The organism is Leucobacter chromiiresistens (assembly GCF_001477055.1).
GTDB lineage: Bacteria > Actinomycetota > Actinomycetes > Actinomycetales > Microbacteriaceae > Leucobacter > Leucobacter chromiiresistens_A.
In genome coordinates this window covers 1-12631 of the sequence record NZ_LDRK01000009.1, presented here as the reverse complement: position 1 = coordinate 12631, position 12631 = coordinate 1, and the positions used below count along the sequence as shown (strand labels likewise).

The 12631-nt window shown below is 71.2% G+C and carries 10 protein-coding genes and 1 tRNA gene; 5 read left to right on the top strand and 6 right to left on the bottom strand.

Annotation, left to right across the window (positions count from 1 at the left end):
* Nucleotides 1-38 precede the first annotated feature (38 nt).
* From lysA to NS354_RS01175, 3 genes are all read right to left on the bottom strand, one after another.
* Nucleotides 39-1475, bottom strand: a complete 1437-nt coding sequence (gene lysA / locus NS354_RS01185) for a diaminopimelate decarboxylase (RefSeq protein WP_058592802.1) — start codon at nt 1473-1475, stop codon at nt 39-41.
* 249 nt (nt 1476-1724) lie between these two features.
* On the bottom strand, nt 1725-3149 hold the full coding sequence (locus tag NS354_RS01180; protein ID WP_058592801.1) for an APC family permease: 1425 nt from the start codon (nt 3147-3149) through the stop codon (nt 1725-1727).
* A gap of 32 nt (nt 3150-3181) precedes the next feature.
* Nucleotides 3182-4285, bottom strand: coding sequence for an alcohol dehydrogenase catalytic domain-containing protein (locus tag NS354_RS01175; protein ID WP_058592800.1), 1104 nt, complete (start codon nt 4283-4285; stop codon nt 3182-3184).
* Nucleotides 4286-4444: 159 nt separating this feature from the next.
* Between NS354_RS01175 and NS354_RS01170 the strand changes: the two genes are divergently transcribed.
* Nucleotides 4445-5878, top strand: coding sequence for a PucR family transcriptional regulator (locus NS354_RS01170; RefSeq protein ID WP_058592799.1), 1434 nt, complete (start codon nt 4445-4447; stop codon nt 5876-5878).
* 1 nt (nt 5879) lies between these two features.
* Here the strand turns inward: NS354_RS01170 and NS354_RS01165 are convergent, their stop codons facing one another.
* Together NS354_RS01165 and argS are read right to left on the bottom strand one after the other, a co-directional pair.
* Nucleotides 5880-6647 carry an LmeA family phospholipid-binding protein gene (locus tag NS354_RS01165; RefSeq protein ID WP_058592798.1) on the bottom strand — a complete coding sequence of 256 codons (768 nt, stop codon included), beginning with the start codon at nt 6645-6647 and terminating at the stop codon, nt 5880-5882.
* 16 nt (nt 6648-6663) lie between these two features.
* On the bottom strand, nt 6664-8334 hold the full coding sequence (argS, locus tag NS354_RS01160; protein WP_058592797.1) for an arginine--tRNA ligase: 1671 nt from the start codon (nt 8332-8334) through the stop codon (nt 6664-6666).
* Nucleotides 8335-8431: 97 nt separating this feature from the next.
* On the opposite strand from argS, the gene NS354_RS01155 reads away from it, so the two are divergent.
* The 3 genes from NS354_RS01155 (at nt 8432) to NS354_RS01145 (ending at nt 10500) form a co-directional block, all read left to right on the top strand.
* Nucleotides 8432-8504 (top strand) — tRNA-Arg (locus NS354_RS01155).
* A gap of 103 nt (nt 8505-8607) precedes the next feature.
* A complete protein-coding gene (locus NS354_RS01150; protein WP_058592796.1) occupies nt 8608-8934 on the top strand; it encodes a hypothetical protein in 327 nt (108 codons plus the stop codon).
* Between the two features lie 222 nt (nt 8935-9156).
* The gene (locus NS354_RS01145) at nt 9157-10500 is read left to right on the top strand and encodes an anaerobic C4-dicarboxylate transporter (protein ID WP_058592795.1); all 1344 of its coding nucleotides are present in this window, start codon (nt 9157-9159) and stop codon (nt 10498-10500) included.
* A 60-nt stretch (nt 10501-10560) separates the two neighbouring features.
* Here NS354_RS01145 and NS354_RS01140 read toward each other — a convergent pair whose 3' ends face one another.
* Nucleotides 10561-11658 (bottom strand): N-formylglutamate amidohydrolase, encoded by a 1098-nt coding sequence (locus NS354_RS01140; protein ID WP_058592794.1) that lies wholly within the window; start codon nt 11656-11658, stop codon nt 10561-10563.
* A gap of 165 nt (nt 11659-11823) precedes the next feature.
* Between NS354_RS01140 and NS354_RS01135 the strand changes: the two genes are divergently transcribed.
* Entirely contained in the window at nt 11824-12576 is a 753-nt protein-coding gene (locus NS354_RS01135) for an SDR family NAD(P)-dependent oxidoreductase (protein ID WP_058592793.1), read from the top strand.
* Nucleotides 12577-12631 lie beyond the last annotated feature (55 nt).

Here is a 12631-nt window from a genome sequence, read left to right as displayed (position 1 = left end):
TACGCCGTGAGCGGCGGAGGGTGATGGGCGGGCGATCCTCAACCCGCATGCGCCGGGGCCACCGGCGCCGGAATCACGGACTTGGCGAGCAGCTCGTCTTCGGTCTCGCCGCGCACGATGACGCGCGCCGCGCCGTTCGACACCGCGACGACGGGGGGCCGCGGCACGTAGTTGTAGTTGCTGGAGAGCGACCAGCAGTACGCGCCGGTGACGGCGACGGCGAGCGTGTCGCCGGGACGCACGTCGCCCGGCAGCACGTCGCGCTGCACGACGATGTCGCCGGATTCGCAGTGCTTGCCCACGACGCGCACGAGGGCGGGATCGGCCTCGCTCACGCGGTTCGCGATGCGCACCTGGTAGTCGGCGCCGTAGAGCGCCGGCCTCGCGTTGTCGCTCATGCCGCCGTCGACGCTGACGTAGAGCCGTTCGGCGAATCCGAGATCGGCGGCGTCGGCTGCGGCGTCGGAGCCCGCGAGCTGGACGGGCTTGGTGGTGCCCACGGTGTACAGGGTGACGCCGGCCTGCCCGATGATCGCGCGCCCCGGCTCGAAGGCGAGTTGCGGCACCGCGATGCCGACCTCGGCGCAGGTCTCCGCCACGATGTCTGCGAGCTCCCGGGCGATCGACGCGATCTCGGGAGCCTCGTCGGCCTGCGCCGACGTGTAGGCGATGCCGAACCCTCCGCCGAGATTGAGCTCGGGAACCGGCCCCCCGAGCAGCCGCTCGAGCTCGGGGTACGCCCCGAGCAGGCGCCGGGCCGATTCGCGGAAGCCGTCGGTCGCGAAGATCTGCGACCCGATGTGGCAGTGCAGCCCGACGAACTCGAGGCTGTCGTGCGCGAGGATCGCGGCGACGAGTCGGGGCGCTTCGGCGAGCGGCTGCCCGAACTTCTGATCCTCGTGCGAGGTCGCGAGGAAGTCGTGCGTCGAGGCGTGCACGCCGCTGTTGACGCGCAGGCGCACCCGCTGCCGGCGCCCCGCGGCGGCGGCGGCGCGGGCGATGCGCTCGGTCTCGAGTTCGCTGTCGATGATGATCGTGCCGACGCCGGCCTCGACGGCGCGCGCGATCTCGCCCGCCGACTTGTTGTTGCCGTGGAAGCCGATGCGCGCCGGGTGCACGCCGGCGGCGAGCGCCACCGCGAGCTCTCCCCCGCTCGCGACATCGATCGCGAGCCCCTCGTCGGCCATCCACTGCGCCACCTCGACGCACAGGAACGCCTTTCCCGCGTAGTACACCGTGGCGCCGGTGCCGATGCGCGCGGCCTCCGCCTCGAGTGCGGCGCGCACGTCGCGCGCCCGGGTGCGGGCCGCCTGCTCGTCGACCACGTACAGCGGAGAGCCGTGCTCCTCGGTGAGGGCGGTGGCTCGGATTCCGCCGAGCTTCAGCTCGCGGCACTCGGCCCCGCGTCGCGCGGAGGGCGGGAACACGCGGGGGTCGATCGCGTTCGGGTCGGCGGCGGGGTTCGCCTGTGCCATCGTCGCTCCTGGGATCGGTCTTCCTGGGGTGGGTCTGCCGGGTGTCCGTCGCGCCCGCAGGCCGCGGACGGGCGGCCGATGGCGAGCGGACCCGGATTGGCCCCTGAAGCCGTGCGCACGGAGACCCGGTCTCTGAACGAACCCGTCCAGCTTACCGGGTGAGACGGCCCGCCCCGGAATGCGGTCGGGCCGGCCGCGACCTCCGCGCGGGAGGGATCGCGACCGGCCCGATGGCCGACGGTTCCGGCGCTAGCCGACGCCCTCGAGCATGTCGGTGTGGGTGTTGCCGATGCGCTGCAGCACCTCGGGGCGCTTCGCGCGCAGCCACCCGAAGCGGAGGAAGGCGAGCAGCATGGTGGCCGCGAACAGGTACGGGAGGATGTTGATGGGGAACGCCGGCACCGGCCACACGTTCGCGAAGAACACGTACGCCATCGCGAGCACGGCGACGACCGCGGCGATCGTGATCGCGCCGCTCCGCATGCCGTGACGCCGCGTGTAGGCGATGCCGGCGACGGCGACGAGCGCGTACGCGACCATGTACCCGTACGTCGCGTAGGTGTCGACCCACACGACGATGTCCATGGGGTGCGTGCCCGCGACGATCAGGATGACGTCGAGCGCGATCGCGGCCGGGCCCGCGACGAGGAGCACGCGATGCGGCGTGAGGTGCGTGGCGTGCGTGCGACCGAAGCGCTCGGGCACAACGCCCTCCTTGCCCATGACGTAGACGATGCGCCCGACGACGTTCAGGGGCGCGACCACGACCGCGAAGAACGACGCGGCGACGCCGAAGACGAGGAGCGGCGCGAACCATGCGGGCATGCCGATGCGCTCGTCGATGGCCTGCAGCGGGCTCGCCACCTCGCCGAGCTCGTCGCCGAGCACCGCGATCTGCGTGTAGGCGGCGAAGACGTACAGCACGCCGACCGCGACGGCGCTCCACATGATGGCGCGCGGGATCGCGGTGTGGGGATTGCGGGCCTCGCGCCCGAGGGCGTCTGCGGAGGAGAACCCGACGAATCCGAGGATGCCGAGCACCATGCCGGCGGCGACTCCCTGGAACGGCACGCCGTCGAACGAGAACTGACCGGGATCCCACGCCTCGGGCCCGAGCCACACGAGCGCGGCGACGAGGAGCACGAGGATGATGGCGACCGACACGAGCTCGAGCACGAGCGAGACCCGCGCCGAGATGCGGATGCCGCGGATGGTGAAGAACGTCGCCAGGCCGCCGATGACGACGGCCAGCACGACGAGCCACACCGTTCCGGTGGCCGGGACGCCGAAGATCTGGAGCAGGTCGGAGGTGTACGAGATCGCACCGCCCAGCGAGCCCGCGGCGATGCCCCAGGAGCCGATGAGCAGCGCGACTCCGGCGGCGAATGCCCCCGTCGGGCCCAGCCCCTTCGCGACGTACGTGTAGAGGGACCCCGCAGATGCGTGCTGTCGGGCGAACATCGAGACGATGTAGCCCACGCAGAGGATCACGATGGTGGCGAGGAGGAAGGCGAATACGGTGCCGTTGCCGGCGCCGAGGTAGATGGAGGCCGCCGTGAAGGCGATGACGGCGCTCGGGGCGATGCTGGCGATGGCCTGCGCGGCGAGCTCGGGGCCCGACATGACGCCCTCTCTCAGGCCGGCGTCGGCGGTGCGTGGTGCTGTGGTGGTCATGACTGCTTTCCGGTGCGGTGCGGTGGGAGCGCTCAGGGGATGAGGAGGGTGCGCAGCACGCCCCCGGTCTCGAGATCGTCGAGGGCCTCGGCTGCTTCGGCGAGCGGGCGGCGGCCCGAGATGAGCGGATCGAGCTTCAGCTGGCCGTCCATGTACCGGTCGACGAGGGCGGGGATGTCGATGGAGGGTCGCACCGAGCCGTAGTTGGAGCCGAGGATGCGCTGATCGGCCTCCGCGAGCACGAGCGGTTCGAAGGAGGCCCGCGCGCCGGTCGGCGGCAGCCCCACGATCACTGCGGCGCCGCCGAGACCGAGCATGCGGATCGCCTGCTCCGTCGTCGAGGTGCGGCCGATCGCGTCGAAGACGTAGTCCGCTCCGTCGGGGATGAGATCGAAGAGCTGCTCGACGGCGTCGCGCTCGGACGCGTCGATGCGGTCGGTGGCCCCGAACTGGAGCGCCATGGCGGTCTTCTCGGGGACGATGTCGATCGCGATGATGCGCTCGGCGCCCGCGAGCTTCGCACCCTGGACGACGTTCAGGCCGACGCCGCCGCAGCCGATGACGGCCACGGTCGCCCCCGGCTCGACGCCGGCGGTGTTCAGCACCGCGCCGACGCCGGTGGCGACCGCGCAACCGACGACCGCGATGACGTCGAGCGGGGCGTCGTCGCGCACCTTGATGGCGCCGGAGACGGGCACCACCACCTCCTCGGCGAACGATGAGACGCTCAGGTAGTGGCGCAGGGGTTCGCCGTCGTCGGTGCGGCTGAGGCGGGAGGTGCCGTCGAACAGCGAGCCGTGCGCGTTGTTGACCTCGACCACCTTCTGGCACCGGGCCTCGTGGCCCTGCAGGCAGTAGCGGCACTCGCCGCACGGCGGCACCCAGCTGAGCACGACGTGATCGCCGACGGCGAGCGAGGTGACGCCCTCGCCGAGCTCGACGACGGTGCCGGCGCCCTCGTGCCCCATGACCATGGGGGCGGGTGCGTCCCACTCCCCGCGCTTCACGTGCAGATCGGAGTGGCACACGCCGGCCGCGGCGATCTTCACCCGCACCTCGCCGGCTCGGGGCGCGGCCAGGGTCACATCGGTGACCTCCGCGCGGGTCTCGGGGTCTCGGAACACGACAGCCTGCATGCTGCACTCCTTCGCTCGTTCGCTTGCTTCGCGTCGCCGCATGCGGGCCCGTACGACCACGCCGGCGACGTAAGGATGCTACGGATCCGCCGCGCCCCCTGTCTCTGCACCAGGTGTCGATCTTCGCAACCCGGGATCGACACTTGGTACACTTCGACGGTGGCCCTCGATCTCTCCGCCGTGGCTCGCGCCGTCGGCGGCACCTGCGTCGCCGCCCGACTCCCCGAGCGCACCCCCGTCGACGGCGTCGCGGCACTCGAGGAGTACGTCGTGATCGGCAACCCCGAGTACGCCACCCTCGTGACCGGAGCGCCCGAGCGGCTGCTCGACGCCCTCGCGCAGCCGACGCCGGGCGGCGCGCTCCTCGGAGCGGTCTTCGTCTCCCCCGACGACGACGCCGCACTGCGGGCACGCCTCGCCGCGCACGGCATGACGGCGATCCTCGGCGCCGCCCTGGCCGGACCCGCACTGCACGCCGCCCTCCGCGCGCTCATCGCCGACGACCGAGCCGCAGCCGACCGACTCGTCACCGCGGGCATGAACGTCCTGACGCAGGTCGCGCGACGCGGCGGGGTCACCGCTGTGATCGCGGAACTCGCGCGCCGCATCGACGGATGGGCGGTGCTGCTCGACGCGCACGGACAGGTCATCGCGAGCGCCGGAGCCGGCCGGCTGCACGTCTCGGACGCAGCCGCATTCGCACTCGGGCGACCCGTGCGCGTGCGCCACGACGGGCTGCAGCTGCACCGCGTGGGCTCGGAGCAGGATCTCGCCGGATCGCTCGTGATCGCCACACGATCGAGCCGCACCAGCCACGCCCGAGACCTCTCATCGCTGGCCGCGGCGCTCTTCGACCTGCTGCTGCGCAGTCACGACCCGTCTCTGACGGAGCACCTGGGGCGCGGAGCGCTCATCGACATCCTCGTCGACGGCGGGCCGCGCGCGGAGGCGCTGCTGCACCGCTGGGGCGTGCACGAGCGCACGCTCACCGCCTTCGAGCTGGGCTCCCGCACCCGCACCATCGACCTCGAACGTTTGCTCCGACGCTGGTTCGACGAACTCGGCGCGGAGCACGTCTTCGCAGCGGATCACGGACACATCCGCGGGTTCGTGCGCGACGAACTCGCCCCCGACCTGATCGAGCGCGTCGCATCGTTCGCGCCCGTCGCCGGGCTCCGCGTGCACATCGGGGTCGGCGACCCCGCCCCCGCTCAGTCGCTCGGCCGCACCGCGGCGCAGGCCCACCAGGCGCTCGACGCCGCCCTCGACGACGGCAGGCCGACCGCGCGCTACGGCGAACTGCCCTCCGTGCAGCTCGTGCTCTCGGCGCTCGACACCGCCACGGGCTCGCGGCTGACCGCCCTGCTCGAGCCGCTCGCGGAGACCCGGGGGCGGCACGACGATCTCGCGCGCACCCTGCACGTGTTCCTCGCCGAGAACGGGGCGCACCGCGCGAGTGCGGAGAGGCTCGGCATCCATCGCCAGACGCTCGTCTCGCGCATCCGCCGCGCCGAGGCTCTCACCGGGCTGGACCTCGCACGCGCCGACGACCGCTCCGCCGCGTGGCTGGCGCTGCGCGCGATCGGCCTCTGAATCAGCCGCAGACGCCCGGCTGCTGCTGCTCGGGGTCGGAGAGGATTCCGGGCGCGAGGTCTGCGCGCACGGTCACCGATCCTGTGCTCGAGAGCACGATGTCGGTGAGCGTGACCCCCACCGGCAGCTGATCTGCGATGCACACGGTCTGCGGCTGCAGAATGGGATCGAGCAGCGTCCCGGTGGCCTGCGCGAGCTGCTCGGCCGAGAAATCGAAGCCGGCGGCCTGCAGCCCCAACGGGGTGATCTCGACCGCCCCGTCGACCGCCTGCACGCCGAGACGCGCCGAGACGTCGACCTGCTGACCGAACGCCTCCAGGGCCCGGCCGACCACGAGCTCGCCGTCGCGCACCTCTCCGGACTGGGCGACGCCCTGCGTCACCGTCTCGATCACCGGACCGAGCTGCTCCCGATCCAGGCGGAGCTCGACGGACCCGTCGGAGATCTCGCCCGACGTCGGAGTGAACGGCACCAGGTCGGCGCGCAGCGACGCATCCGCCTGCACGCCCTCGACGAGCGGCGCGTCGGGCACGTCGACCCGCACGTCGCCGACGCCGCCGCGGAAGGCGTTGAGCAGCGCAGAGCCGCCGAGCGCCACGTCGACGGGATGATCGTCGGTCAGGTCGAGCTGCGAGCGCACCGCGCCTGCGACGACCCCCGGAATGATGAGCCGGAGCGCGAGCTCGGCGGCTCCCGCCAGCAGGCCGACGACCACCACGACGATGATCAGCTTCGTCCACCACCGCGATCCGTCGCGCTGCGCACGCATCAGCCGACCCGCGCCGTCACAGCCGCTCGGGCGCGGAGACGCCCAGCAGATCGAGCCCGTTCCGCAGCACCTGGCCCGCGGCGTCGTTCAGCCACAGGCGGGTGCGGTGCAGGTCTGCGACGGGCTCCTCGCCCAGCGGAATCACGCGACAGTTGTCGTACCACCGGTGGTAGGCCCCCGCGAGCTCCTCGAGGAAGCGGGCGATGCGGTGCGGCTCGCGCAGCTCCGCGGCGCCGGCGACGATACCCGGGTACTGCTGCAGCTTGCCGAGCAGCTCCGTCTCGGTCGCGTGCGTCAGCAGCTCGGGTGCGAAGGCGCTACGGTCGATGCCCGCCGCCTCGGCGTTCCGATCCACCGCGCACGTGCGCGCGTGCGCGTACTGCACGTAGAACACCGGGTTGTCGTTCGTGCGGCTGCGCACCTTCTCGCCGTCGAGCGACAGCGGCGAATCGGCCGGGTACCGCGCGAGCCAGTAGCGGAGGGCGTCCGATCCGAGCCACTCGAGCAGATCGTCGAGCTCGATGATGTTGCCCGCGCGCTTCGAGAGGCGCGCCCCGTTGAGGTTCACGAGCTGACCGATGAGCACCGAGATGTCGGTCTCGATGTTGTCGCCCGCAGCGCCTGCGATGGCGGTCAGGCGCCCGATGTAGCCGTGGTGGTCGGCACCCAGCAGGTAGATCTTCTCGCCGAAGCCGCGATCCATCTTCGAGAGGTAGTAGGCCGCATCCGCGGCGAAGTAGGTGTAGACGCCGTTGCCGCGGGTGAAGACGCGATCCTTGTCGTCGCCGAAGGCGGTGGTGCGCACCCAGATCGCGTCGTCCTCCTCGAACACGTACCCCTGCTCGCGCAGGCGGTCGATGGCCGAGGAGATCGGGCTCGGCGATCCGTCGGGCCCCGCCTCGTGCAGTGAGCGCTCGGAGAAGTACACGTCGAAGTGGACGTTGAAGCGCTCGAGCGAATCCTTGATCTCGGCGAGCTGCGTCTGGTAAGCCGCCTCCTGCACCTCCTCGAGGGCCTGCGCACGGTCGCTCGCGGCGAGCTCCACGATGTACGGGAGCTGCTCGCGCACCTTGCGCCCGAGCTCCTGGATGTACTCGCCCGGGTAAGCGTCCTCCGGAGCATCCTCCCCGAGCACCGCGGCGAGCACGGATCGCCCGAACTTGTTCATCTGCGAGCCGGCGTCGTTGATGTAGTACTCGCTCGTGACCTGCGCCCCGGCGGCGCGCAGCACGCGAGCCGTCGAATCGCCGAGCGCCGCCCAGCGGGTGTGCCCCATGTGCAATGGCCCGGTGGGGTTCGCCGAGACGAACTCCAGGTTGATGCTCTGACCCGCGAGCACGTCGGAGCGCCCGTAGCGCTCCCCCTGCTCGACCACGCGCCGCGCCGTCTCCCCGGCGCTCGCGGCGTCGAGCGTCAAGTTGATGAACCCCGGCCCGGCGACCTCGGCGTGCGCGATGCCGTCGATCTGCAGCGCGCGCGCGACGATCTCCTCGGCGAGCTCGCGCGGGTTCGCCCCGACGCGCTTCGCGAACTTCATGGCCGCGTTCGACGCCCAGTCCCCGTGATCGCGATTCTTCGGTCGCTCCACCTGCGTGTCCTGCTCGGTGACCTCGATGTCGGATCCGCGAGCCGCGACGAGGTCGGCGAGAATGGCGGCGAGAGCTTGAGAGAGTTCTTGTGGCGTCACGAGGATCGATTCTACCGGCGCGCCGACGCGCCCCGCGCACCGCCGGGGTGCGGAGCGCCTCGAGAATTGCGCTAGTCTGGTGGGGTTGCACATGCTCGCCTCCGTAGCTCAGGGGATAGAGCGCCGGTTTCCGGTACCGTAGGTCGGGGGTTCGATTCCCTCCGGGGGCACTGCAGCACTGGCTTCCACCGCTTCGGCGGTGGGAGCCTTTTCTCGTTCATGCGATACGCTCGCGAGTGGGTGGGTGGTCGGAACGAAAGGACTGGACACCCGATGGGACACCTGGTGTACGGCGGTACCACGTACGAGTTCGAGGATCGACTGCTCGCGCATCTGCAGGTCGTCATCGAGCGCAAACTGATGAAGATGGAGTGCTTCTTCCTGACCTGGCACCCGCAGTGCCTCGCCGACAACGAGATGTCGGTGTGGATCTCCCCGCACTCGCCGATCGCGTTCCACTTCTCGGGGAGCCGCGAGCCGAAGATCAGCAAGGCCTGGGTCGTCGCGCTGAATGCGATCTCGCACACCTCGCGCGGGTTGACGGCGATCAGCGAGCAGGACGCCGTGAAGTATCTGCGCGAGAACCCCGGCGTGCGGTAGCGCGGCGCGCGAGCGCCGACCGACGCCCGGCGTGCGGGAGCGCGGCGCCCCGCGCCGGGCGCCTCACGTCGCTGCGACGACATCGGCGATGAGCCGGACGGCCTCCTCCGGATGCGTCAGATGGGGGTGGTGCCCGAACCCGATGCCGAGCCTTCCGGAGCCGGCCGGTGCTCAGTACGCTGACCCTAGGGGTGCGCGGGGGTGCACCGGGCAGGAGCCGCGATGGAAACCGTGCTGTTCGTCTCTCAGCTGCTGGTGGTGCTCGGCTGCATCGTGATGGGCACCCGTTCGAGCGGCGTCGGCCTCGGCCTCTGGGGCGGCACGGGGGTCGCGATCCTCGTCTTCGTCTTCAGACTCGCTCCCGGAAGCCCGCCGGTCGACGCCCTGCTGATCGTGCTCGTCGTGGTGCTGGCATCATCCATGATGCAGGCGGCAGGGGGCATCGACTGGATGGTCTCGATCGCCGCGAAGCTGATCGAGCGGAGCCCGCGGCAGATCACACTGGTCGCGCCGCTCGTCGCGTTCCTGTTCTCCGTCGGTGCGGGCACCTCGAACATCCTCTATCCGCTGCTCCCCGTGATCCAGGATCTCGCCTACCGCAACGGGATCCGGCCCTCGCGGCCGCTGTCGCTGTCGGTCGTCGCGACGGGTGTGGCGCTCGCCTGCAGCCCGGTCTCCGCCGCGATGGCGGCGATGGTCACGCTCACCGACACCGCGCCCTGGAACTTCGAGCTGATCGACATCTTGAAGGTCACCATTCCCGCCGCCGTCGTGGGCATCGTCCTGTCGAGCATCGTGGTGAATCGACTCGGCAAGGACATCGCCGATGACCCCGAGATCCAGGCGAGAATCGCAGCGGGCGACCTCGCAGACCCCCACGCCGACGCTCAGGCGGTGCGCGCCGCGGTGACCGTGACGACCGCCGGCCGCAACGCCGCCGCCGTCTTCCTGCTCGGCGTCGCGGCCATCGTCGTCTTCGGACTCGTCAAGGGCCTGCGACCACTCGACGCCGCAGGCGATCCCATCGCGATGACGCCGATCATCGAGATCGTCATGTTCGTCGCGGGCACCCTGATTCTGCTGATCTCGCGCCCCAAGGTCGCGGACATCCCGACGATGACGGTGTTCAAGGCCGGCATGGTGTCGGCGATCGCACTGTTCGGCCTCGCGTGGCTCACGGACACGTTCCTCAGCGCCCACACCGACCTCATCGCGGGCGGCGTCGGCGGACTGGTGACGGCGGCGCCATGGGTGTTCGCCCTCGGCATCTTCCTCGTGTGCGTGCTCACCACCAGCCAATCGACCGCGACCCGCACGATCGTGCCGATCGGCCTCGCCGCCGGCATTCCGCTCGGGCTGCTCTCGGGCATGTGGGCCGGCGCCTTCGCCGGGATCTACCTGCTGCCCACGAACGGCTCGCAGATCGCGGCGGCGAACTTCGACACCTCGGGCAGCACGAAGCTGGGCACGAAGCTCGTCGACCACTCCTTCTTCGTGCCGACGCTCGTGCTGGCGGCCACGACCATCGCAGCGGGAGCGGCCTTCGGAGCCCTGTGGGGCGGCTAGCCCTGCCGCGATCCGGCGGGCCGGGGCGCACTCGCCCGCCCGCTGCGGCTCGCCCTGCCGCTATCGCTCGTCTCTGAACGCATCCCAGGAGCGCTTGCAGGCATGGGCGAGGGCGTCGACGCGGGCCCCGTCCTCGACGATCCAGCCGGTTCCCGGCTCGTGCAGCGCCTCAGCGGCGGCGGCTCCGAGCAGGAACTCCCGGAGGAACTCCGCCTGCACGGCGCCGAGCCGCAGACCGGCATCCGTCGCGGCATCGGCCAGCCGGCGGAACCTCGCCCCGTCGGCGCGGATCTCCTGGCTGCCGAGATACGGCTGATTGAGCAGGACGGAAGCGGCGTCCGCGCTCTCGAAACCGGCGCGGTGCGCCGCCGCGAGCCGCCGCAGCCTCTCCGGCGGCATCGTCGGCGGATCCTCGGGATCGCGCGCCTCGCCGCGGTGGTCGCCCCGATTCGACAGTGCGACGATCGAGGGGAGGCGATCCTGCTCGTCGCGCGGCACCGCCACGGCCCCGTCACGCGTCGTCGTCGTGTTCATGGTGTCGTGGAACGACAGTCGCGTGAACGATCCGCCGTGCGCGAACCCGCGCTCCAGGAAGCGGTCGGTGAGCTCGTCGCGGGTGCGCTCGTAGACGTCGACCCCCTGCGCGGCGGTCGCCGCGAACGTGTCGACCAGTCGCTGCACCCCGGCCTCCGTATCGGGGATCCGCAGGATGGGGAAGAACGAGAAGGTGACCGGGCGGATCGCGTCGACGCCCGTGAGATCGACCGGCTGCCACGGCCCCGCCGCCCGGACGCGCTCGACCGCCGCCGCGAGATCGGCTCGGGGGTCTGCGGGCTTCGGCCGGTTCGGATCCCGCACGAGTCTCGGATGCGGGTTCACGACGGCGACGATGCGCGGATCGATCTCGGCCCAGCGCCGCACCACCGAGGCCGTCGACACGTCGCTGAAGTCGTACTGGAGCCGGCGCGTGAGCTCCGGCGCGAGGAACTCGGCGACCTCCTCCGGGATCGCCGCACCCGCGTGCGGGGCGCTCACCAGCACATCGGCCTCCCCGATCGCCTCATCGAGGGTGCGCGCATCGGGATCGGAGTAGTGCACGATCTGCGCCGGCGTGAACACGGTTCCCGCGGGAATGAGGTCGAGGTCGGTCGCCGCCATGCGTTCAGCGTAACCCCGCGAGCGCGCGCTGCCCAGTGGGTGGGAGGGGCCACCCCCGCATCGCGCCCACGGGTTTAAGCTGGGTGCAGCGATTCATCCGGGCGAACTCAGTCGCGCCACCCGATGCGCCGGCGGCCCGTGGATCGGGACGTAGAGGAGCAACGAATGGCATTCGCAGACAAGGTTGCGATCGTCACGGGGGGCGGATCCGGCATCGGAGAGGCCACCGCGAAAGAGCTCGCGGGGCACGGCGTCAAGGTCGTCGTGACCGACATCAAGCTCGAGGCCGCGCAGCGCGTCGTCGATGAGATCACGTCGGCCGGCGGCGAGGCGGTCGCGATCCAGGGCGACACCGCGCAGGCCGACGACAGCCGCAAGGCCGTCGAATTCGCCGTCGAGACGTACGGCAAGCTCAACTACGCGTTCAACAACGCGGGCATCGGCGGCCCGTCCGCCCCCACCGGCGAGCTCGACCTCGACGGCTGGAACACGGTGGTCGGCATCAACCTGAGCGGCGTCGCCTACGGCCTGCGCTATCAGATCCCGGCCATTCTCGAATCGGGCGCCGCCGAGGGCGCGATCGTCAACATGGCCTCGATTCACGGCGCCGTCGCGGCGCTCGGCAACTCCGCCTACACCGCGACGAAGCACGCCGTGGTGGGCCTGACCAAGAATGCCGCCGCGGAGTACGGCCCCGCCGGGCTGCGCATCAACGCGGTCGGCCCCGGCTACATCGACACCCCGCTCCTCGCCGGAGCGCCCGCGGAGGTGAAGGAGGGTCTGGTCGCCAAGCATCCGCTCGGGCGCCTCGGCCGCCCCGAGGAGATTGCGAAGGTGGTGCGGTTCCTGCTCTCGGAAGACGCCTCCTTCGTCACGGGCGCCTACTACCTGATCGACGGCGGCTACACCGCCGTCTGACCCGTCCGCGAACGGCCCTCCGATCAGTGATCGGGGGGCCGTTCGCGGACGGGTC